Here is a 21074-nt window from a genome sequence, read left to right as displayed (position 1 = left end):
TGCCATCACCCACTTTGGGGTTAATTCGGGATATCAATTCCTGCATCACGCATTTTCGCTAATTTATAACGCAGTGTCCTAGGGCTAATTCCGAGCTTGTCAGCCATCTCTTTACGGCGGCCTTGGCACTCGACTAAAGTATCCATGATAATGGTGTACTCTTGATCTCTCAGCTCATCACCCAATGCAGCGCCATTGTTATTAAACAGCTTGTTCACTTCGGCTTGTGCTACAGGCTTAATCTCTGGTGTGGCAATATCGCTGCGCTCTACGACTTGTTGCAGGCTGCTAGCATCTTGCCAATCAACCCCTTCCAACAAGATATGTTCACTTGCAATGTCTCCTTGCTCGCTCAAGATCAGCGCGCGTTGCACGACGTTATCAAGTTCACGGACGTTGCCCGGCCAAGCGTAACTAAGCAACTTGTTAATGGCTTGCGGCGCGATACGAGGCACAGGTAAACCAAGCTTAGTGCAGTGACGCTCTACAAGGTGGTGAGCCAGCGGTTCAATATCCCCTTTGCGGTCACGTAGCGCTGGCCATGAGATTGGGAAGACGTTGAGGCGATAATATAAATCATCACGGAAATTGCCTTCCTGCACATACTGCTTTAGGTCGCGGTTGCTGGTCGCCAATACGCGGACATCAAGCTTAATGCTTTTACGCCCCCCCAAGCGTTCCACTTCACGCTCTTGGAGTACACGCAGCAGTTTTGCTTGTAGGTTCAGATCCATCTCGCTGATCTCATCGAGTAAAATGGTCCCACCTTGTGCTTGTTCAAATTTGCCCGGACAAGCTTGTACCGCTCCTGTAAATGCCCCTTTTTCATAACCAAATAAGGTGGCTTCGAGCATGTTGTCTGGAATGGCGGCGCAGTTGATCGCCACAAATGGCCCATCTTTACGCGGAGATGAGTTATGAATGTAGCGAGACATGACCTCTTTTCCTGAGCCACTTGGGCCCAAAATCATGACGTTAGCATCGGTTTTTGCCACTTTGTCGGCAAGTGACAATAAGCGCAGGCTTTTCTCATCGGCAACAACCGCATCACCGTTATCATCCGATTTCACTGGCGCGTAACGGCTAACCATGTTGAGCAGCACTTCGGGGGCAAAGGGTTTTGCCATGTAATCAATGGCGCCCTCTTTCATCGCCGAGACAGCATCTTCAATATTGGCGTACGCCGTCATCAGCAACACGGGTAAATTGGGCCAATGCTGTTTGATGTTGCGCAGCAGTGCAAGGCCACCCATGCCAGCCATTTGAACGTCAGAGACAACAATATCAACAGGATGTGCTTTGAGTTTAATCAGTGCATCTTCGGCGCAATCAGCTTCCAGCCATTCATAACCGGCCAGCGCCAAGGTATCGACTAACGCTTCGCGTAGACCTTCATCATCTTCAACGATTAAGACTTTGCTTTGAGCCATCATCCTTCTCCAGTCTCTGTTGGTGAAGAAGGGGCATGACGCTCGAGTGGAATGCACATAGTAAAGCAAGCACCCTCCCCTTCTTCTGAAATTAATTCCAATCGCCCATCATGGGCGCGGCAGACCATTTGTACCACCGCTAACCCTAACCCCGTTCCTTGTGAGCGAGTGGTAAAAAACGGTTCCATAATTTTACTTTGCAGCGCAGCAGGGACTCCCGGGCCACTGTCTTGTACCGAGATTTTCAGCTCACCATTTACCGGGCGAAAAAAGACATCAATTTGCGACGCCTTACCCGCAATTTGTATTGCGTTCATCACTAAGTTACTCAGTGCAGAGGCAATGGCATTTGCATTGCCTAACACCACTGTCCCTTCTTGTTCCACTTCCTGATGATAATCAATTGCGCTATTTTTTAATGCCGTTTCCACCATGGGAACAAATTCGCTGACCAAGTCTGTCACTGTAAACGGCTGAATGACTTTATTGTCACCACCTTTGGCAAACAACAACATATCATTGACTTGTTTTTCAAGATCATGAAGCCTATCCATCAGCTTAGACTGAAAACGCTCTCTTGTAGCGTTTGGCAAGTTAGGCGCACCTAAATTTGAGGCATAGAGCATAGCGCTGGATAACGGTGTGCGAACTTGGTGTGCCAAAGACGCCACCATTCGACCGAGTGAGGATAAGCGCTGTAAATCACTGATGCGTGATTGAAGTAACCGAGTTTCGGTTAAATCGGTGATTAATATCAATTGGCCTGTTGCTGATGCTGAAATGGCTAATCTAACTTTACGACCATTGCGCAGCGAGATTTCATGCCCATCATCTTCTCTCGGCGCAAAAGCACTTTGAATGACGGAATACCATTTTTCACCCGCCAATGGGACTTGCAATAACCGCTGAGCTTCAGGGTTAGCTTCTCTGACTACGCCTTGAGTATCGAGCAAAATGACGCCAGCAGGCATCACATCAAGAACCTGTTTATAGCGCTCAACTTGATCCTCTACAGAATCTAAGTGAGATTGATTAATGGGTGTGTCAGGAGACTGCATGTCGAAATTCTACCTATAAAACAACAATAGCCTAACACGCAAAATACATGCCAGGCTATTTTTCTTTAAAATCAAAGAATTAATCCATTGCCAATATATTGACTAAACTTTACCCATGCTGTTTTTGAATCACCGTTGCATATTGTATTTACGCATTTTTTCAACCAAGGTGGTACGGCGCATACCCAGCATATCAGCGGCACGCGCTACCACTCCGCCTTGAGCTTCAAGGGCTTGGTTGATCATATTGACTTCCAAGTCCGCCAATAGCTCTTTCAAATTCACGCCTTCAGGAGGCAATGACTGCGGTGCGTTGAGATTTTCGTGCATCTCTTCGACGTCTTCAAAACTGAAGTTTTCAGAGAAAATACCCGCCAGCACATCACGTTCTTGGTCTTCAACAGAGCCATAGGAGCTGTGCTCTGGTTGGAATTCTGGAATATCACTATAGCGGTATTTAGTTGGTAAATGATTGACGTCGACGAGACTATTTGGATAGAGAATGATCATCCGCTCAACTAAATTCGCTAGCTCACGAACATTGCCCGGCCAATTGTGTTCCATTAACGAATTGACGGCTCGCGGGGTAAAACAAAATGGCTGTCCACCTTCCGCTTCCATACGTGTCATGAGTTCTTGTAACAGCAATGGAATGTCGTCTTTGCGATCTTTTAGCGCTGGCATTTCAATTGGGAAAACATTGAGTCGATAGTAAAGATCTTCACGAAATGATTCATCATCAATCATGTTTTCTAAATTGCGGTGAGTCGCTGACACCACACGCACATTCACTTTAATGGTGGTGTTACCGCCCACACGTTCAAAGCAGCGCTCTTGTAACACACGCAACAACTTTACCTGCATCGACATCGGCATATCACCGATCTCATCGAGAAATAAAGTACCGCCTTCGGCAAGCTCAAAACGACCTTTACGCGCGGTTATCGCTCCGGTAAACGCCCCTTTTTCATGACCAAATAATTCACTTTCAAGTAAATCAGCCGGAATCGCACCACAGTTAATCGGCACAAACGGGCCGTTGCGGCGTGCAGAATGATAATGGATGTTACGCGCAACCACTTCTTTGCCCGTTCCAGATTCACCTAAGATCAGCACATTAGCTTCTGTGCCTGAGACTTGCTCAATCAAATGACGAACTTCTTGGATACCATGACTTTGGCCTACAAGGCTACGAAATAAGGTATTCTTACGCGATGTAGAGGGAACTTGCACGCCTTTACGTCCTAAAAATTCTTTGCAATGTCGTAATGCGTCACTCAGTTGAGGGTAATTAAGGGGTGACTCAAGTTCACCGACGTATTGAGTAAATTCTTCCAATGAATATGGCTGCTTGTTTGCCATTAGAAGTGGAATATAGTTGGCCTTAGTCAACCACTGAGCTATCTCATCAGTTAACTGCTCACTTTTTAGCGATCCAATAATGCAGCCCCCCCACAATCTTGAACAATCAATATCCTTGATTTGGGATGACTCGATCGCCTCGCAGTGCTCTCCAACAAATTCTAAAATGTTACTTAGATTGAGACGGATCTGCGGATCGTCTTCTATCACAAGCAGTTTTGCTAAACCTTGCATAGGTGAGAATATTTGCCTTAAATCAGAGAAATTGTGGCCGCACTTCTGAAAATCGTTATTCAGTTTTGTTTTTCTATAATCACTTGATTAAACGATAGACAATTTGTGGAATTCAGCAACAAAAAAAGCCATTAGGCTAGTAATGGCTTCTATTCTATGGAATAAAAAAAATAAGGCAACCAAGCAATGAGCTGGTGTGACATCAGTTAAAACTTTAAAAAATAAGTGCCTAAAGTTTTATAAATAACTTATATGCCCACTTCGCTTGCCGTCAGATTGTGGTATTCAGGAGGGATTTGATCCCATGCTGATTTAATTTCTCGAATGATGTCGATCACATCATCCAGTGGTTGCGGGTCATTTTGATGATTCGCTTCGGTGATCTGAGTGATCATAAATTCATAAAGCTGATCTAAATTTTTTGCAATATCCCCGCCATCACTCATCGATAAGCAACTGCGTAAGCTAATAATGATATCCAATGCTTTACCAAGGCGTTCACCCTTACTTGGAATATTCCCCTGTAGCATTGCTGCTTTTGCTTGAATAAGGCGTTCAATGGCACCCGCCATCAACATTTGTACGACTTTATGCGGCGAGGCCGCACTGAGCTGGCTATCCACTGATACCTTTTTGTATGCCTGTAAAGAACCGCGCATAGTCTTCCTCTTATAAAAACTTTTTGTATTGCTGAACGGATTTATTACCGTGTCGGTATTTTTGGAGCGTTCTACCGATCTCGACCGTTTTTGACTGCATCAGTTCAACAAGATGTTTAGTTTCATCAATAGCCTCTCGCCATTGGCTCGACATTGCAAACTGTGGATTTTCTGACGCATGCGTCAGTAAGTTTTGCAATATCCGTTCCCTTTTATCGACAAGATGATTGATTTCTTCAGTATTAATTTCATCAATGACAAGCATTGCTCTTATTTGGTGATCTAGATCACTTAAAAGGTCGAGTTGCTGTTCCATATCAGCCGCCTAACGCATTCATCATACCAGCTAATTGGTTCTGCATTTTACTGGTCGCGTCTTGCATTGCTGAAAACTTAGAATGCGTTCGCTTCTCCAAACTGTCCATGCGGCGATCGAGTGCCGCTTGGTCGTCCGCCACACGGTAGTTGCGTTCTACTAAGCTTTTTTCGCGTGTGCGAATCGACCCTGTAACCCCCGTCATGCTCTGAATAGCATCTTCAACCCGTTTGGCAAATCCTTGGTTTCCACCAAAGAACTCACCTAGCTTATTAAAGTTGTTATTGAGTTGGCGATCTAGCATGTCGTAGTTAATTTCAAGTGTCCCTTGGCGTGTGGTGGTAATACCAAACTCAATCAGACTTTTGATCTCTTCGGGGGCCTGCTCAATTCTAGTCGAAAAAACACTACGTAGGCGGGAATCTGCACTGCGCACAATACTGTCACCCGCCAGTGGCCCAGCTTGGCCAGTCCGAGGGTCAACGCCTCCAAGTTCTTTAGAGACCTGATAAAACTGATTATACGCCGCGACAAATTGTTCAATATCATCGCGCACGGTTTTGCGGTCATATTCGATGCCAATTTCAGCCGGTGGTTTGCCTTTGGCCGTTTGCCCTTTAAGGGTCAAATCAACCCCTTCAATTGCATCTTCAATCACGTTGTTGTTGCTAGAAAGGGTCGCCACACCGTCCAAAACCACCACGGAATCTTGGCCTGCTTGTACTTGAGTCATACCTTGATAGGCGTCAAACGATGCTTGTGCCGCTCTAAGTTCAGCATCTGCTTTGTCCACTTTATCTAAATACTCACGCTCTTGCGGGTCAAGCTTTTCACGCTCTTTCTGCTTGGCTTGCTCTGGCGTCAGTTCACCACTACGCACCGCCGCCGCAACCGCGGCTTTTTCAACTGCTAATTGCTGTTCAAGCTTGGCTTGCGCTTCTTTGGGAGTGACATAGGAGTCAACCAAAGTACCAGAAGCAGTATTGGTCCAACCGGGCACATCTGGCGCTTTTTCTAACGCGGTTGCATCAAGCTCTGGCTCAGGTTCATAGTAGGAATCGAGCAAGGTGCCAGAGGCGGTTTCAGTCCACCCTGGAATACGATCTTGCGGTTTCTGATACTTATTGGCAGCAACACCGGCGGCGGCGGCAGCTTTGACAGCGGCGTCGGTTAATTCACCGGCAGCATTAGCAACTTTACCGTCGGAAGCTACTTGCCCGGCGACTTCTTGAACACCACTCGCCATACTTTGGTCAACTTCGCGTGCCGCCGCACCTATTTTCTCGGCGACTTTTGCAGCGATAGCTTGTTGAGCTGGCGTGAGTGGTGCAATGATTTGTTGCGCCGCAGCGCGTGCTTTTTCTAAATCTTTAACGCGTTCTTCCAGCGTTTTGTATTCTAGATTTTTGAGCGGATTTCCGGCATCAGACTGAGCATTAATTTTAATGTCATGATCTTTTCCAGATAGATTAGAGGCCACAATCAAACGTGGTCCTTCAACATCATTGATTACCGAAGCACGAACTCCGGGATTGGTTTTAGTGCTGCTGATACCGCGAACGATATCAATCAATTTTGAATTGGCTTGGACATCAACATCAAACTTCTGATCACCAAGTGAAATCTGCAGCTTACCAGGACCAAATTTTGCCTCTTTCTCTAAAACATCCGAGGCAACTTTATGGCTCTGTGCAAGCTGCAACACATCGATAGCATATTTACCTGCTATTGCGTCAGTGGTGGCTGTCGCGGAGACGACATTTTCATCAGTAGTATCGACTTTTCGCAAAGCGAAAGCCTTCTCCTGACGAAAATTCGTCATAAGATTTTTCATCGTATCCAGCGACTCTTTGAGCCGGCCGTAGGCACTGATACTGGCATCAATTTGGCCAAGCTCATTATCAATACGTTGCTGCTTAGGAACGCGCTCTGCATTGACAATTTTGCTGACCAAGGAATTGATATCCATGCCAGTATTCATACCCATCGGGCCTAAGCTCATTAAATCACCTCAAAAACTACGATTACACCTTAGCAACCAATAAACCTGTACTGTGGTCTTTTTGTCTGGCAAGGCGTCGCAAAACCTCTAGCATTTCCTCGTTCGGGATCTGACGAATAATGTCACCAGTACTGGCTTCATAAATCGTCACAACATCCCGTCCTGATTCTTCATCGACTCTAAACGCTAAGTCTTTGTTGATAGATGAGATAAATTCATTCATCTGCTCTACCATCTTGGCTCTTTCCGATTTGTTGATCTGCTCTCGTTGCTGTGCAAGCTCGATTGCCGCTTCAACGCTTTGGTTTTGCCTATTTCTTAACTGTTCAGTACGATTCACCTCATTTTGTTTCGAGGAAGCGCGTGTCGCGCCATCGTTTTCTGAAGCAAATTTAATGCCACTTTGCGAGCCGTAAGGCTGGATGTTCGATGTGTAGGATGGTATTTCCATAACAATCTCCCTTCCACCTCATAGGTTGGCAGTGAAAACACTGCTTTCCCCACAAAGCTCCATTCGCCTATCGGTTAACCCAATAGACTAAGAGCTGCAGATGGTGACTGCTTCGCCTGTGCCAAAACTGACGTACTCGCTTGCTGCAAAATCTGCGACTTCGTCATTTGGGTTGTTTCACGGGCATAATCAGTATCCTTAATTCGACTACGAGAAGCGTTGACGTTCTCGTTGATGTTATCAAGGTTACTGATGGCATGACCGAAACGGTTCTGGAATGCACCTAACGAGGCGCGTTGGCTATCAACGGCCTTTAGTGCACCATCAATCAAAGCTACAGCTTCCTGAGAGCCGCCAACCGTTGTGACATTGATGTCTTTGACGGTTACGTCTTTACCTGCAGCAAAACCAATTTCAGTACCCAGTCCACCACCAATAGTGACATCGCTTGAGACTTTTTGATTGGCGGCAAACAGTTGCAATTTACCTTCATCACCGACTGAAGCTTTGATGTCACCATTTTGACCATTAATGTAAGTAGCGACCTCTTCTAAGTCATCACCCGCTTTAGCGTTAATGGTGACTTCGCGAGCTTCTCCTTGTTTATCAGTATAGCTCAGAGTCAGATCCGTCGCATTGGTGACTGACCAGTCAGGCGCTTTGCCATTTGTCGCGACATAGCTCTTACCGCCCATCGCTTTTGTGTCAGAACGCATGTCGCTCATGGAAAGCATCACAGCTTCACCAGAATCGGCACCAATTTGGAAAGATTTATTACCAAACGAACCATTTAGCAGTTTATTACCACCAAACGAGGTTGTTTCAGCAATACGGTTTAATTCATCATTGAGTGCTGAGACTTCCTCTTGGATCGCTTGGCGTTCTGAACTTGAGTTAGAACCGTTTGCTGATTGCAAAGAAAGATCTCGCATACGTTGCAAGATGTTGGTGGTTTCATTCATTGCACCCTCTGCGGTTTGTGCAATGGAGATACCATCATTTGCGTTTCTTACCGCCATATCTAAGCCACGGCTTTGTGACGTTAAACGGTTTGAGATTTGTAGACCCGCTGCATCATCACGCGCGCTATTGATTTTATAGCCCGATGACAGACGCTCCATCGATTTCTGCGTACCATCAGCGGCGTTATTTAAATAACGCTGTGCGGTCATTGCAGACACGTTAGTGCTTACATTAATTGCCATATTGATCTCCTTAGGCATTGTGTTGATGTACTTCCGTGTCTCTCACCTCACGTAGGTACACCTCATTTCTCTCGTATCCTTTAACGGCGAAAGATTTATATCCTTTAGAAAAAAATAAGCCTTTTTTTAAAATTTATGCAGCGAGCATGAGAAATGTGATTAGCGTCAAAAAGTAAGAAAGATAATGCTGCATCAACTAACACTTTTTCCACTTTGCCGCTAAGCAAAAAAATCCAGCCGAGGCTGGATTTTCATTAAGGGTAACTCTTGAGCTATTGGGCTCTTTTAGCCAAGTAAGCTAAGTGCCGCTTGTGGCGCTTGTTTTGCTTGAGCCAGCACTGAGCTTGATGCTTGAGAAAGAATTTGCGACTTAGTAAGCGCTGTTGTTTCTTTGGCAAAGTCAGTATCTTTAATACGGCTCTTAGAAGCACTCACGTTTTCGTTAATGTTATCTAAGTTGCTGATTGCATGGCTAAAGCGATTTTGGAATGCACCTAATTGTGCGCGGTGGCTATCTACAAATTGCAGTGCAGCATCAACAATGGCAACCGATTCTTGAGCGCCACCCACAGAGGTCACATCAATGACATCTACGGTAACAGCTTGACCAGCTTGCATGCCGAGCTCACCAGCAAGACCGCCTGCGAATGTTACAGGGCCTTCTACTTTATTACTGCCAGCGAAGACTTGTAGTTTTCCTTCATCATCAACTGATGCTTTCACCATATCAGTTTGGCCGTTGATGTAAGTCGCCAACTCTTCAATATCATCGCCTTCTTTAGCTGAGATATTGATAGTCTGATCTGTACCTGAAGTATCTTTCAGGGTGATTTGTAGATCGTTGCTGCCGGCTTGAACTGACCAATCTTTATCTTTGCCGTTCGCCGCTTGGTAGCTTGTGCCGCCCATCATAGCATTGTCACTACGCATGTTGTTTAGGCTAAGCATGACGGCTTCACCGTTATCCGCACCGATTTGGAATGACTTAGTTTCAAAAGTACCGTTAAGTAATTTGTTACCACCAAATGATGTGGTTTCTGCGATACGGTTTAACTCGTCATTCAGAGCGGTGACTTCTTCTTGAATCGCTACACGGTCTGCTTTTGAGTTTGAACCGTTAGCTGATTGCAGTGACAAGTCACGCATACGTTGCAAAATGTTGGTCGTTTCATTCATCGCACCCTCAGCGGTTTGTGCAATAGAAATACCGTCATTCGCATTACGTACTGCTACGTCAAGACCGCGGCTCTGAACATTCAAACGGTTAGAGATTTGTAGGCCTGCCGCATCATCTTTTGCGCTGTTGATTTTAAAGCCAGAAGATAGGCGTTCCATTGATGTTTGTTGTGCATTGCTAGCGCTGTTTAGGTAACGCTGTGCTGTCATCGCTGATACGTTGGTATTTACATTAACTGCCATGGTGATTACTCCAATTGATTTTCCGATGTTTCCGGTTTCCGACGTCTCGGAAAACCAAATAGTTCTCTCAAAGTTACTTTTTATAACGGCGGTATTTTCCAAAGCTTGAGGATTTTTTTTCAATTTTCTTAAAAAAAATGTGTTTAGTGTAAAAAACAGGACGAGAGGTCAAAAACCCACCAAAAAGGTAATAATTTCGCTAAAGAGTTGTTGATAAAGGTCGATAATTGTTGATTTTTATCGCTAGCGAAGTAAGGCCAATGCTAGGTTTGGCTGTTTTTTGGCTTGCGCAAGAATAGAGGTACTGACTTGTTGTAGGATTTGCTGTTTTACCATTTGGGTGGTCTCTTTCGCATAGTCAGTATCTTTAATTCGACTGTTTGAAGAAGCAAGGTTTTCATGTACGTTGTCGAGGTTGTTGATGGCGTGGTTAAAACGGTTTTGCAACGCGCCTAACTCAGAGCGATGGCTATCAACGTACTGCATTGCGGTATCAATGACGGCAACCGCCCGCTGCGCACCACCGACTTCGGTAATATCAAGAGTGTCTACTGCTTCATATCCCGTCACATTCATTTGCAACTGATTGGCTAAGCTACCTTTAAAATCAATAGTCCCAGAGGTTTCTTTACCCGCCATGAACAGCTGTAGCTGTCCTTTGTCGTTGACTGACGCCGATACTTTATCGGTTTGCCCATTGATGTAGGTTGCCAACTCTTCAATATCGTCCCCTACTTTTGCTTGGATTTGAATATTGTGCTGTTTTCCCTTGGCGCCGGTATAGCTCATGGTGAGCTGCCGATTATCTTGTGTCACCCGCCACTGGCTATCCGCCATGCCTGCCGCAACATAGCTAAAGCCCCCCATATCCAAACTGTCTGAACGCATGTTTTTTAACGAAACTTGCACAGCTTCGCCAGAGCTCGCCCCTATCTGAAATGAGGATTGACCAAACGAACCATTCAGTAACTTACGACCACCAAAAGAGGTGGTTTCAGCGATTCGGTTTAATTCATCGTTCAAGGCGCTCATTTCTTCCTGTAAAGCTTGCCTATCCGCTTTACTGTTCGCGCCATTCGCCGACTGCAAAGAGAGATCTCGCATACGCTGAAGCAGGCTGGTGGTCTCTTGCATTGCACCTTCAGCAGTCTGCATGATTGAAATGCCATCATTAGCATTGCGTACAGCGACATCTAAGCCCCTCATTTGCGACTCAAGGCGATTCGAAATTTGTAAACCCGCAGCATCATCTTTGGCACTATTAATACGCTTCCCGGAAGCAAGACGCTCCAAAGATTGATTCAACATTTCGCTTGCTGAGCCTAAGTGGCGCTGCGCAATCAAAGCGGAAACATTGGTATTAACGGTAATTGCCATAACAGACCCATGCCATAGAATGAATGAATGATCTCTTTATCGGACAGTAGACGCTTTTCTTTACATAAAATGCTTAAAAAAGAAAAACCGAGCACAAGGCTCGGTCCGATAGTAGGTCAGTATTGAAACTTACTTTAGTTCAAGATGTTGCAGCATCTCAGCTGAAGGGGCAAAAAAGTACGCACCCGTTACGGCTTTGGTAAAGCGCAGCAGTTGGTCTGTTTTACCATCCGCCACACCATACATACTTTCCAACATCACTTTAAAGTTATGCAGCGTATGGCAATAAGCAATGAATAGTAAACCGTGCTCACCACTCACCGTACCGTAAGGTAAGCTATGACGAACAATTTTCAGCCCTTTCCCCTCTTCTTTGATATCGACACGGCCAACGTGAGACGCTGCAGGTACATTATCAAGCTCAATCGAATCAGGCTTAGTGCGCCCAATCACTTTTTCTTGCGCCGCCACATTTAAGCGATTCCACGCTGGAAGGTTATGCACAAAACGCTGCAACATCACATAACTGCCGCCAGCAAATTCACCATCAGCAATCAGTGCCACTTCTTGACGTTTTTCGGCTTTAGGGTTTTCAGTGCCATCGATAAAGTCCGTCATATCTCGCGCATCGAGGTAACGAAATGAATAGGTTTCATCCACCATTTCAACCAACTCAGCCACGGGTTCCATCCATTTACGCAACACATAAAACAGCAAGTCATGACGCTGAGAATGACAGTGAATCAACACATCTACCTCGGTACTTGGTGCTATGGTTTCGCCTTTACCAAGCTCAGGAAAATCAATCAGCTCTTGTGGTATGCTTTGGTTTAAACGCTGCCAAAAGGTGCGAGTAAACGCGACCGACACGGTTAATTCAGCGCCGGGTTGATGTTGATTTATCTCATTGACTAAAGCGGGCAATGCTTTCAATTGCGCTAAAACATGCGCCGGATTTTGCTTTACTTTTAAAAGGCTAAACAGTGCAAACGGACCTGCTTCAGGCAGAATCGCGGTTTGAGGTTGTGTCATAAAATATCCTCACTTACTTATTTTTGCTCAGTGTAATTCAGTTTTTTGGGGCGACCTTGATTGGGATCACGCCTTGTCTATGAGCGGGATAGAAAAACAATCACGCACACTTTTACTCTTCAGTAGATATAGACCAAACCATAACAGCACCAACAGTGTGCTTGCATTGGCCCAATTAAAAACGCCGTACTCTAAATGGATATGATAAAGCGTTTGTATAAATTGCAAGATAACCATAAGTAACGTCAGCGGTTTTCCCATGCTGACGATGCGGTTTAGCCACGATCGTTCAGGAGCACGTAAGCTGATAAGCCACATCAGAATGATACTTGGCAACCCCATAATCAACCCCAAATAAAGCATCGAATGGTCTGGGTAAACAATGGTTAAAATCGTCGTGCCATTATCTCGGCTTGCTCCTGCCACCACGAAAACAATCCAAGCTTTTGCCAAAAATAACCAACCAAGCCAGATAAGTTTAGGGGCTTTAAGAAAACCATGCTGGTCGTATCGCTCTAACGCATAACGCATCAATACCTTCGCTCTTTTAAAAAAACGTTTTTACTTTAGCGAATCGATTTCAAATAGCTAGCCAGATCTTTTGCTCTTGACCAGTTTCTAACTTGAACATCACGCATAGTGATCAATCTCAATAGTGAAGGATGACGATACGTGATAGGGTGAGCGCCTGTCTATAGCCGCTTGTAAACGTTATGAATAAAACGATTATTCCCTCAGAACAAACTCAGCAACAAGCCATGAAAGTCGCCTTAGCCACTCAAAAGCAAGGGCAAACGAAAGAACAAACCAAGCTGATCGCTCAAGGCATTGAGAAAGGCATAGCCTTGTATAAAAAGCAGCAAAAAGAGAAAAGCCGACAGGCAGATAAAGCCAAAAAAAGAGCATTGCAGCTAAAGAAAACCGCACAAAATACAGAAGAAGAACCCACACATATTGAAACGTCATCCAGCTTGGTATCGACCTCATGGTTACCTTGGGCACTGCTGATCGTGAGCTGGCTTGGTTTTATCTCTTATCTAGTTCTGAAAGGTTAAACTGATGAAAAGACTGTCTATATTATTACTGGCAGCGCTAATGATAGGCTGTAGCTCATCACACAGCCCACTCCCAAACGATGCAGATCGCATTCAGATTCGTACTGATGCCGGATTTGATGCTGGTCAGTGTGACTGGTTAGGGGATGTGACAGGCAGTGAAGGTTACTGGTTCAGCTCTTGGCTCATTCCCAATGACAGATTGATTCGAAGGGCGGTAAACGAGCTAAAAACTCACGCTCATCAACTGGGAGGCGATACAGTAACGCTCGACTACTCCAATTATTTCAAAACCTCTGTCACGATTTTCGGTACTGTTTATCGTTGCTTACCCAATGTGGATATGAAAACACCATAAAAAAAGCCAGCAAATGCTGGCTTATGCACTAAATCCAAGGCTAGTCGCAATATCACAGCGACGATCTAATACCCATTGACTATCAAATGGCCCCCAATCAGAGAGTTGATAGTAACCATCATTGTGACGCCTTCCATCTTGAACAAACATCAGTTCAATCCCTATTCCTGGCAGTGCTTTCAGGACATCCTGAATCGTACGGCGAGGCCACCCCGTTTTTTCGATGAGTTTGGGCACGTTTGGTCTTTCAAGGCTTTCTACTAACAAAGCTAAATACAGTCGCCTTGCAAAAACAGGACTCAGTTCCATTGACACCTCCTATTACTGTGCCGCTTCATTATTTCTGTTTTCACATTTAGAGTGTTGCGTTCGATCAATAACTTTCCAATCGTAAGCAACTGAAACACATTTTTTTTAAACAACGAAATAAAAGCATCTCTATTTTGTAAGCCACAGCGCTTCCTGATAGGATTTGACCATTAAAAAAATAATACGCCTCAACAAGGATTTTTATGACGATCACTATGTATGGCATTCCCAACTGCGACACCATTAAAAAAGCACGGAAATGGTTGGAAGCTGCGGGGGTGGATTACCAATTCCATGACTACCGCAAACAAGGTATTGATGCCGAGCTCGTGGCTCAGTTTTGCCAAGCGCTTGGTTGGGAAAATGTACTCAATAAACGCGGTACAACCTTTCGTCAGCTCACGCCGTCACAAAAAGAGTCGTTAGATGCTCACAGTGTTGTGACTTTGTTGGTTGAACAACCAGCTATGATCAAACGACCTATCTTATTGGTCGATACCCATTACCATCTCGGTTTTAATGCTCAGCAATACGCTGCTATTTTCTCTTAATACAAGGATTTCAAGGATGACAGACAGCCCTGTACTGGCGCTCGCAAAAGATCTCATTAGTCGCCAATCAGTAACTCCTGAGGATGCAGGTTGCCAAGACCTGATGATTAAACGCTTACAAGCGCTAGGGTTTGAAGTGGAAACAATGGTCTTTGAAGATACCACTAATTTTTGGGCTCGCCGCGGTACTCAATCGCCTCTTTTTGCCTTTGCTGGCCATACGGATGTGGTTCCCGCGGGCCCTTTAGCGCAGTGGCATACAGCGCCGTTTGAACCGACTGTAATTGATGGTTATTTACATGGGCGCGGGGCGGCAGATATGAAAGGCTCGCTTGCTTGCATGGTTGTCGCTGTCGAGCGCTTTATTGAACAGCACCCTAACCATCAAGGCTCGATTGCCTTTTTGATCACTTCAGATGAAGAAGGGCCATTCATCAATGGCACCACTCGCGTAGTCGATACGTTAATGGCGCGTAATGAGCCAATTGAGATGTGTATCGTCGGTGAGCCATCGAGTACATTAAATGTGGGCGATGTGATAAAAAATGGCCGTCGAGGTTCAATTACAGGCGATCTACAGATAAAAGGGATTCAAGGACACGTTGCCTATCCTCACCTTGCTAATAACCCGATTCACCAAGCCTTGCCTGCGCTAGCCGAACTTGCGGCAATAAAATGGGATGAAGGGAACGCTTATTTCCCACCGACCAGCTTCCAAATTCCAAACTTGCAAGCTGGTACGGGGGCATCAAACGTCATCCCCGGTGAGTTTGACGTGCAGTTTAACTTCCGTTTCAGTACCGAGTTAACCGATGAAGAGATCAAGCGCCGCGTGCATTCTATCTTAGATGCCCATGGATTGGATTATGAATTACGCTGGACATTAAGCGGCCAACCTTTCTTGACCGATACGGGTTCATTACTGACTGCCGTCGTTAAAGCCGTCGATGAGGTGAACCACAAATCCCCAGAGCTATTGACGACAGGGGGCACATCTGATGGACGCTTTATTGCCCAGATGGGCGCACAAGTGGTCGAACTTGGTCCTGTTAACGCGACAATTCATAAAGTTAACGAGTGCGTTAAGATCGCCGATTTAGAGAAACTGACGGATATGTACCAAAAAACCTTAGAGAATTTATTGGTGTAACCCATGACTCCAGAGCAGTTGACCGGACAAACCGACTCCCATTTAACATCAGTGCTGATTGGGCAGAAATCTTTCTTGGTTCACCCCGGGGTGATCCAAGATTTGCTCGATTTAAAGCAAGCGGCTGACGATGCTGGTTTTGATTTCCATATCGCCAGTGGGTTTCGTGATTTTGAACGCCAGTTGAACATCTGGAATCGGAAAATGTCAGGGCAAGCCGAATTACTTGATAATAACAGTCAACCGGTAAACCCTGCTCAGTTAAGCGAAGAACAAAAGATATTCACGATTTTGCGCTGGTCAGCGCTGCCCGGTAGCAGTCGCCACCATTGGGGTTGTGACTTTGATGTTTTTGATCGCAAAGCATTACCGACAGGTGTCACGCTCAAGCTTGAACCGTGGGAATATCTCTCAGGCCACCAAGCTCCTTTTTATCAATGGATGAAAAAGCATTTACCTAAGTTTGGTTTTTTCTTCCCCTACCAAGGAAAGAAAGGCGGTGTTGCGTTTGAACCTTGGCATATTAGCCACAAAACAGCGGCTAAAGACTGCCTTGACCTGTTGACGCCAAGCGTATTGGCGACACAGCTTGAAAACATGCCGCTCCTAGGTGTGTCGACGGTACAAGAGAACTTAGATCGGATCTACACTCAGTACATTGTTAACATCAGCCAACCGGAGTCCTGATATGGAATTCATTACCAACCCTTGGGTTATCACTATTGTAATCTTAGCGGTGTTTATCGGTAATATTGCCGCGCTGAAATACACGGCTAACATGAAATTTGGCTTGAAAGGGAAGAAGAGTGATCTGGATAAACTCAACGAACTTGATAAGCACGAAGACTCAGATTCAGAGCAAAAATAAAGGGACTTTCGTCCCTTTATTTTTCATGGATTCGTCATCACAATTACTGACGCTCGGCAATCGCCGACAGTACAGGCACCATATCTTTCAATAGCTCCTCTTCCACCGGTTTGCCAGCTGAATTGGTCACGTTGATCGAGGTACGGTTACCTAGATCACCTAACAAGAAGGTGTAAGTTCCACTTTTCAGCGAGATAGGTTTCACGCCAATGTCTTGCCAAAAGGCGTCATCTGGCGCGGAGTATTTCGCTTTTATTGTACCTTGAGATTGGTTGCGCTCTTCGAGCGTAAAACCGAACTGCGGCATAAGATTAGGCAAACGTTGCCACAGAACATCGTAAGAGGTACGAGCAATAATGACAGGGAAACCACTACGGTCACTGCCCATCGTAATGGGGATCTGTTTAACCAACTGTTGAGCTTTACGTGCTGCTTCTTGACGTAGATCGGTATCGTAACGAGCCGTGACCAAATTGGTCATGAACGCATTATAACGCTCTTTATTGGTAGCACTCACTGGCATCTCTTTGCCACCTTCACGCCAACCAGTCAATGAAATCTTAAAGCCAAAACGATTATTCGCCATCACTCGTGAGATTTGGTAGCGGCTACCAATCTCAACTTCTTCATCTTCAGAAACCCAAGTCACCCAATCAGTATCAATCTGGTTTTCACTTTGTGCAGCGATACCAATGTTTCGCTCTTTAAGCATGGCTAACGCAGTTTGCCACACCTTGTCGGCTTCATCTTGCTTGATCATCCATAATGTCACTTCGCCATTTTGGCGCTCGGCACGCGCGCCAGGGATCAATTCTAATACTTGTTGAGGAGGACGAATATCCACAGTACGGCCAATGCCACCTTGGAAGTCACCTTCTGGTATTTGGTAGTTAAGATAAAACTGCGGAGTGGCTCCTTCAGGAAGTTGCCACTCTTTTAGAGCCGGGGTTTCTAAATAAGCAAAATCATCTTTTGCTTGGCGACGCTGAGAAGCGTTACCAGCACATGCGCTTAAAACAAAAACAGCTAGTGAACTGATAACTAGCTGATGAGTAAATTTCATTCAAACTCCTAGACTGCCGAGGAAAAAGCCTCGGCACAATATTGAATCGATTTAGAAGATACAAGCTTCGGTCATGGCTTGGGCAACCGTTGAACGTACAGGTTCAGACAGTTCAGTCAAAGGTAGACGTAGATCACCATTTGTAATCAATCCCATTTTGTGAGCAGCCCATTTCACTGGGATCGGGCTCGACTCAACAAATAGACCTTTATGCAAAGGCATCAAACGTTGATTAATAAGCTCAGCCTCGTCGAACCGGCCTTCTAATGCTAAGTGCATCATCTGCGCCATATCTTTAGCGGCAATATTATTCGTCACCGAAATAACACCTTGTCCACCTAATTTAACGAACTCTAAACCTGTCGCGTCATCACCACTTAATAAGATAAAGTCTTTTCCACAAAGTTCACGATGCAGAGCCACTCGGCTCAAATCACCCGTTGCATCTTTTAAGGCGACAATCGTTTTAATTTCAGCAAGGCGAGCGACGGTTTCAGGACGCAAATCAACCGCTGTACGGCCTGGTACATTATAGAGAATCTGAGGGATATCAGTCTCTTGAGAAATTGCTTTGTAGTGTTGAAATAAACCTTCTTGGGTTGGTTTATTGTAATAAGGAGTCACACTTAAACAGCCAGCAATACCTGTATTATTTAATAAACGGCTAAACGTTACCGCTTCATGAGTAGCATTCGCACCCGTTCCCGCAATCACAGGAATACGTCCTTCGGCAAACTCGACGGTTTTTGCGACAACTTTGACATGCTCTTCAACGGTTAGCGTGGCAGATTCACCCGTTGTTCCGACGGCAACAATGGCGTCAGTTCCGGCTGTCACGTGAAAGTCCACCAGCTTCTTCAAACTAACAAAATCAACCTCACCATCATGATTAAACGGTGTAATGAGCGCTACGATACTTCCTGAAAACATGTCCATCTCCCTAATTTGTTACTTTCTGCATGGTACTGTAAGGCGATTGAAAAACACAAGGGATTAAATTCGCTTAATCAGCCCATTTGGATGAATATTTATCAGATGTTAGAGGTTTAACAAACAACATCAATTAAGGGCAAACTTTATAGCGGATCTGAATATGTCGATGTCAACAACACGTTATTTTCAAGACGGAGTTCTTAAAAAGCTATTCCACCACCGTTCCTCTATAATTTAACTGTGATAACATGCCCAAAACGATAAAAGTGAAGCGATATTATGACTCAGCATCTAGTGATCACTGCTGTAGGGACAGACCGCCCTGGTATCTGTAATGAAGTGGTACGTTTAGTTACGCAATCAGGCTGCAATATCATCGATAGCCGAATTGCTTTGTTTGGCAAAGAGTTCACGCTCATCATGCTGGTCTCTGGCAATACAAACCACATCACCCGAGTAGAGACAACCTTACCTTTATTAGGCCAACAACATGATCTCATCACCATCATGAAACGTACATCACCTCATGATTATCAAGATAATGCCTATACGGTTGAAGTGTTTGTTGAGTCTGAAGACAAAATTGGCCTAACAGAGAAATTCACTCAATTTTTTGCCAATCGTAATATTGGTATGGCTTCACTGAGTGCGCAGACGATTCATAAATCAAAGTTACGCCTTGATCACGACCAATTTCATATTGCCATTACCGCCAGTGTCGATTCAGGGTGTAACTTAATGCAACTACAAGAAGAATTTGACAGTTTATGCAAGACACTGGATGTACAAGGTTCTCTTAACTTTATAAAAAACAGTCAATAAAAAAGGAAGAATAATGAAAACGCTTACTGCAGGCACGCCAGCACCTGCTTTTTCACTTTTAGATCAAGATGGAAATACCGTTTCCCTTGCTGATTTCTCAGGGAAAAAGGTGTTGTTCTACTTTTATCCTAAAGCCATGACACCAGGTTGTACTGTTCAGGCTCAAGGCCTTCGAGATGTAAAAGCAGAACTCGATGCTCATAACGTAGTGGTACTCGGAGTCAGCACCGATCCCGTGAAGCGTTTAGGTAAATTCATTGAACGTGATCACTTAAACTTTACTTTATTATCCGATGAAGACCACGTGGTTGCTGAACAGTTCGGCGTATGGGGTGAGAAGAAGTTTACCCTTAGTTAATTTTCATGACAAATAACCTTGATTGGTTTTTATGACAAAACTATCTTTAATATGTGAGTAAACATATTGAGGGTTGTTTTTTGATAGAAACTAATAATACATACTTAGACATTTATGATGACTGTTGGTTATTACCAATAAAGGTTGATACGTTAGCCAAGCTCAAAATAAGAAGCAGCACTGATACTGAATCAGGAGAAGTTGCTTTTTCAGCCTTATTAGAACCATCCTCATTAGATCCATCCACCTTAAAGCAGTTCATCAAAGAAACCAATATCATCATTGGTCGTAATGGGTTGGTTGTCTATCCTCAATCCCTATACCTAGTGTCTAAGTTACGCGGTGAAGCAAAAGTAAAAGACACTAGTTCAATTGCTAAGGGTCTACTCGCCTTTACTCGATTCTTAGATTCAACCTGCGTAGAGCAAGAAGACGAAGATGGGAATATCATTCCTCCTGAATATTTGAGCTATAAATCTTTAACCAAATATGAGGAAGAAGGAGCACCTTGGCGATTTGCTGAGTTTCTGCTTGCGAACTGCAATAATATTGAAGGTGCTAATGGCGATGAAGCTTTTAGTTTATCTACCGCTAGAAGTTACATGAGTGCCGTGATTGGATTCTATAAATGGATGCAAAAATACGGCTACATCAAAAATAACGATCGGAATGTTGTTACCCACTACACAACTGGAACTGTGCATCAAGAGTTAAACCAGCACGATATGTTGGCTCACACAAAATCAGGCTCTGAACGTACTTATGAAACCTCCAATATCATGAGGATATTTCCTAAAAAAGAGAACACACCCGCCCATAAAAAGCTCAAGCCCATGCACCCTGAGCACAAGGCTTTATTTAATGAACATGTAACGTCACTCCCAAAGTCGACAGAATTAATTTATCGGCTATGCGCCGACGCGGGACTCAGAATTGACGAAGCCATTCACTTCCCCGCTCACGACATAGGAAAGGCTGACTACAGTGATTTGGACTCAGTACCAATCAAAATTACTCGCACAAAAGGCAGTAAGCCTCGTAATGTAGTGGTCAACTAAAATT

General features: G+C 44.7%; 22 protein-coding genes and 2 pseudogenes. 9 read left to right on the top strand and 15 right to left on the bottom strand.

Annotation, left to right across the window (positions count from 1 at the left end; translation table 11 throughout):
* Positions 1-20 precede the first annotated feature (20 nt).
* The 12 genes from PL85_RS05315 to PL85_RS05260 form a co-directional block, all read right to left on the bottom strand.
* Positions 21-1430: a sigma-54-dependent transcriptional regulator gene (locus PL85_RS05315; RefSeq protein ID WP_026028065.1), complete on the bottom strand. Its 1410-nt coding sequence runs from the start codon at positions 1428-1430 to the stop codon at positions 21-23.
* Positions 1430-2488: a sensor histidine kinase gene (locus tag PL85_RS05310; protein WP_013856306.1), complete on the bottom strand. Its 1059-nt coding sequence runs from the start codon at positions 2486-2488 to the stop codon at positions 1430-1432. Before PL85_RS05310 ends, PL85_RS05315 begins: the two co-directional genes overlap by 1 nt.
* A gap of 129 nt (positions 2489-2617) precedes the next feature.
* Positions 2618-4084 (bottom strand): sigma-54 dependent transcriptional regulator, encoded by a 1467-nt coding sequence (locus PL85_RS05305; RefSeq protein WP_017045739.1) that lies wholly within the window; start codon positions 4082-4084, stop codon positions 2618-2620.
* A gap of 248 nt (positions 4085-4332) precedes the next feature.
* Entirely contained in the window at positions 4333-4743 is a 411-nt protein-coding gene (fliS, locus tag PL85_RS05300; RefSeq protein ID WP_010318718.1) for a flagellar export chaperone FliS, read from the bottom strand.
* A gap of 10 nt (positions 4744-4753) precedes the next feature.
* Positions 4754-5059 (bottom strand): flagellar protein FliT, encoded by a 306-nt coding sequence (locus PL85_RS05295; protein ID WP_013856304.1) that lies wholly within the window; start codon positions 5057-5059, stop codon positions 4754-4756.
* A gap of 1 nt (position 5060) precedes the next feature.
* Positions 5061-7061 (bottom strand): flagellar filament capping protein FliD, encoded by a 2001-nt coding sequence (gene fliD / locus PL85_RS05290; RefSeq protein ID WP_115339196.1) that lies wholly within the window; start codon positions 7059-7061, stop codon positions 5061-5063.
* Positions 7062-7083: 22 nt separating this feature from the next.
* A complete protein-coding gene (flaG, locus tag PL85_RS05285) occupies positions 7084-7512 on the bottom strand; it encodes a flagellar protein FlaG (protein ID WP_013856302.1) in 429 nt (142 codons plus the stop codon).
* Positions 7513-7586: 74 nt separating this feature from the next.
* Entirely contained in the window at positions 7587-8717 is a 1131-nt protein-coding gene (locus PL85_RS05280; RefSeq protein WP_026028066.1) for a flagellin, read from the bottom strand.
* Between the two features lie 285 nt (positions 8718-9002).
* On the bottom strand, positions 9003-10136 hold the full coding sequence (locus PL85_RS05275; protein WP_019281599.1) for a flagellin: 1134 nt from the start codon (positions 10134-10136) through the stop codon (positions 9003-9005).
* A 243-nt stretch (positions 10137-10379) separates the two neighbouring features.
* Positions 10380-11513, bottom strand: a complete 1134-nt coding sequence (locus PL85_RS05270; protein ID WP_115339197.1) for a flagellin — start codon at positions 11511-11513, stop codon at positions 10380-10382.
* A 129-nt stretch (positions 11514-11642) separates the two neighbouring features.
* Positions 11643-12545, bottom strand: coding sequence for a Dyp-type peroxidase (locus tag PL85_RS05265; protein ID WP_017048866.1), 903 nt, complete (start codon positions 12543-12545; stop codon positions 11643-11645).
* 66 nt (positions 12546-12611) lie between these two features.
* Positions 12612-13079 carry a DUF2919 domain-containing protein gene (locus tag PL85_RS05260; RefSeq protein WP_115339198.1) on the bottom strand — a complete coding sequence of 156 codons (468 nt, stop codon included), beginning with the start codon at positions 13077-13079 and terminating at the stop codon, positions 12612-12614.
* Between the two features lie 179 nt (positions 13080-13258).
* Here PL85_RS05260 and PL85_RS05255 point away from each other — a divergent pair, with 179 nt between their 5' ends.
* Together PL85_RS05255 and PL85_RS05250 are read left to right on the top strand one after the other, a co-directional pair.
* Entirely contained in the window at positions 13259-13600 is a 342-nt protein-coding gene (locus PL85_RS05255) for a DUF2956 domain-containing protein (protein ID WP_115339199.1), read from the top strand.
* Between the two features lie 4 nt (positions 13601-13604).
* The gene (locus PL85_RS05250; protein WP_115339200.1) at positions 13605-13958 is read left to right on the top strand and encodes a DUF4156 domain-containing protein; all 354 of its coding nucleotides are present in this window, start codon (positions 13605-13607) and stop codon (positions 13956-13958) included.
* A 21-nt stretch (positions 13959-13979) separates the two neighbouring features.
* Here the strand turns inward: PL85_RS05250 and PL85_RS05245 are convergent, their stop codons facing one another.
* Positions 13980-14267: a winged helix-turn-helix domain-containing protein gene (locus PL85_RS05245; protein WP_010318729.1), complete on the bottom strand. Its 288-nt coding sequence runs from the start codon at positions 14265-14267 to the stop codon at positions 13980-13982.
* A 203-nt stretch (positions 14268-14470) separates the two neighbouring features.
* Between PL85_RS05245 and PL85_RS05240 the strand changes: the two genes are divergently transcribed.
* The 4 genes from PL85_RS05240 to PL85_RS05225 are packed head-to-tail and all read left to right on the top strand — an operon-like array spanning position 14471 to position 16836.
* Complete coding sequence (locus PL85_RS05240) at positions 14471-14818, top strand: ArsC family reductase (RefSeq protein WP_017047857.1); 348 nt, start codon at positions 14471-14473, stop codon at positions 14816-14818.
* Between the two features lie 16 nt (positions 14819-14834).
* Positions 14835-15968: a succinyl-diaminopimelate desuccinylase gene (dapE, locus tag PL85_RS05235; RefSeq protein WP_010320483.1), complete on the top strand. Its 1134-nt coding sequence runs from the start codon at positions 14835-14837 to the stop codon at positions 15966-15968.
* Positions 15969-15971: 3 nt separating this feature from the next.
* Entirely contained in the window at positions 15972-16655 is a 684-nt protein-coding gene (locus tag PL85_RS05230) for a M15 family metallopeptidase (RefSeq protein ID WP_088729051.1), read from the top strand.
* A 1-nt stretch (position 16656) separates the two neighbouring features.
* A complete protein-coding gene (locus PL85_RS05225; RefSeq protein WP_170906945.1) occupies positions 16657-16836 on the top strand; it encodes a DUF2897 family protein in 180 nt (59 codons plus the stop codon).
* A 43-nt stretch (positions 16837-16879) separates the two neighbouring features.
* Here PL85_RS05225 and bamC read toward each other — a convergent pair whose 3' ends face one another.
* Together bamC and dapA are read right to left on the bottom strand one after the other, a co-directional pair.
* Entirely contained in the window at positions 16880-17899 is a 1020-nt protein-coding gene (gene bamC, locus PL85_RS05220; RefSeq protein ID WP_088729052.1) for an outer membrane protein assembly factor BamC, read from the bottom strand.
* A 51-nt stretch (positions 17900-17950) separates the two neighbouring features.
* A complete protein-coding gene (gene dapA / locus PL85_RS05215; RefSeq protein WP_026028067.1) occupies positions 17951-18829 on the bottom strand; it encodes a 4-hydroxy-tetrahydrodipicolinate synthase in 879 nt (292 codons plus the stop codon).
* A gap of 282 nt (positions 18830-19111) precedes the next feature.
* Between dapA and PL85_RS05210 the strand changes: the two genes are divergently transcribed.
* The 3 genes and pseudogenes from PL85_RS05210 to PL85_RS05200 form a co-directional block, all read left to right on the top strand.
* Positions 19112-19654 (top strand): glycine cleavage system transcriptional repressor, encoded by a 543-nt coding sequence (locus PL85_RS05210; protein WP_017042763.1) that lies wholly within the window; start codon positions 19112-19114, stop codon positions 19652-19654.
* Positions 19655-19667: 13 nt separating this feature from the next.
* Positions 19668-20000, top strand: a pseudogene (gene bcp, locus PL85_RS05205) (thioredoxin-dependent thiol peroxidase); the annotation flags it as partial.
* Positions 20001-20092: 92 nt separating this feature from the next.
* A pseudogene (locus PL85_RS05200) lies at positions 20093-21064 on the top strand (tyrosine-type recombinase/integrase); the annotation flags it as partial.
* Positions 21065-21074: the final 10 nt, after the last annotated feature.

The organism is Vibrio anguillarum, assembly GCF_001989995.2.
Taxonomy (GTDB): domain Bacteria; phylum Pseudomonadota; class Gammaproteobacteria; order Enterobacterales; family Vibrionaceae; genus Vibrio; species Vibrio anguillarum.
The sequence above is the reverse complement of the archived record's forward strand: the minus strand, read 5'-3'. Positions and strand labels throughout refer to the sequence as shown.

Coding starts and splice junctions, on each gene's coding strand:
- PL85_RS05315 (WP_026028065.1), bottom strand. CDS start 1,430: ATGGCTCAAAGCAAAGTCTTAATCGTTGAAGATGATGAAGGTCTACGC.
- PL85_RS05310 (WP_013856306.1), bottom strand. CDS start 2,488: ATGCAGTCTCCTGACACACCCATTAATCAATCTCACTTAGATTCTGTA.
- PL85_RS05305 (WP_017045739.1), bottom strand. CDS start 4,084: ATGCAAGGTTTAGCAAAACTGCTTGTGATAGAAGACGATCCGCAGATC.
- fliS (WP_010318718.1), bottom strand. CDS start 4,743: ATGCGCGGTTCTTTACAGGCATACAAAAAGGTATCAGTGGATAGCCAG.
- PL85_RS05295 (WP_013856304.1), bottom strand. CDS start 5,059: ATGGAACAGCAACTCGACCTTTTAAGTGATCTAGATCACCAAATAAGA.
- fliD (WP_115339196.1), bottom strand. CDS start 7,061: ATGAGCTTAGGCCCGATGGGTATGAATACTGGCATGGATATCAATTCC.
- flaG (WP_013856302.1), bottom strand. CDS start 7,512: ATGGAAATACCATCCTACACATCGAACATCCAGCCTTACGGCTCGCAA.
- PL85_RS05280 (WP_026028066.1), bottom strand. CDS start 8,717: ATGGCAATTAATGTAAGCACTAACGTGTCTGCAATGACCGCACAGCGT.
- PL85_RS05275 (WP_019281599.1), bottom strand. CDS start 10,136: ATGGCAGTTAATGTAAATACCAACGTATCAGCGATGACAGCACAGCGT.
- PL85_RS05270 (WP_115339197.1), bottom strand. CDS start 11,513: ATGGCAATTACCGTTAATACCAATGTTTCCGCTTTGATTGCGCAGCGC.
- PL85_RS05265 (WP_017048866.1), bottom strand. CDS start 12,545: ATGACACAACCTCAAACCGCGATTCTGCCTGAAGCAGGTCCGTTTGCA.
- PL85_RS05255 (WP_115339199.1), top strand. CDS start 13,259: ATGAATAAAACGATTATTCCCTCAGAACAAACTCAGCAACAAGCCATG.
- PL85_RS05250 (WP_115339200.1), top strand. CDS start 13,605: ATGAAAAGACTGTCTATATTATTACTGGCAGCGCTAATGATAGGCTGT.
- PL85_RS05245 (WP_010318729.1), bottom strand. CDS start 14,267: ATGGAACTGAGTCCTGTTTTTGCAAGGCGACTGTATTTAGCTTTGTTA.
- PL85_RS05240 (WP_017047857.1), top strand. CDS start 14,471: ATGACGATCACTATGTATGGCATTCCCAACTGCGACACCATTAAAAAA.
- dapE (WP_010320483.1), top strand. CDS start 14,835: ATGACAGACAGCCCTGTACTGGCGCTCGCAAAAGATCTCATTAGTCGC.
- PL85_RS05230 (WP_088729051.1), top strand. CDS start 15,972: ATGACTCCAGAGCAGTTGACCGGACAAACCGACTCCCATTTAACATCA.
- PL85_RS05225 (WP_170906945.1), top strand. CDS start 16,657: ATGGAATTCATTACCAACCCTTGGGTTATCACTATTGTAATCTTAGCG.
- bamC (WP_088729052.1), bottom strand. CDS start 17,899: ATGAAATTTACTCATCAGCTAGTTATCAGTTCACTAGCTGTTTTTGTT.
- dapA (WP_026028067.1), bottom strand. CDS start 18,829: ATGTTTTCAGGAAGTATCGTAGCGCTCATTACACCGTTTAATCATGAT.
- PL85_RS05210 (WP_017042763.1), top strand. CDS start 19,112: ATGACTCAGCATCTAGTGATCACTGCTGTAGGGACAGACCGCCCTGGT.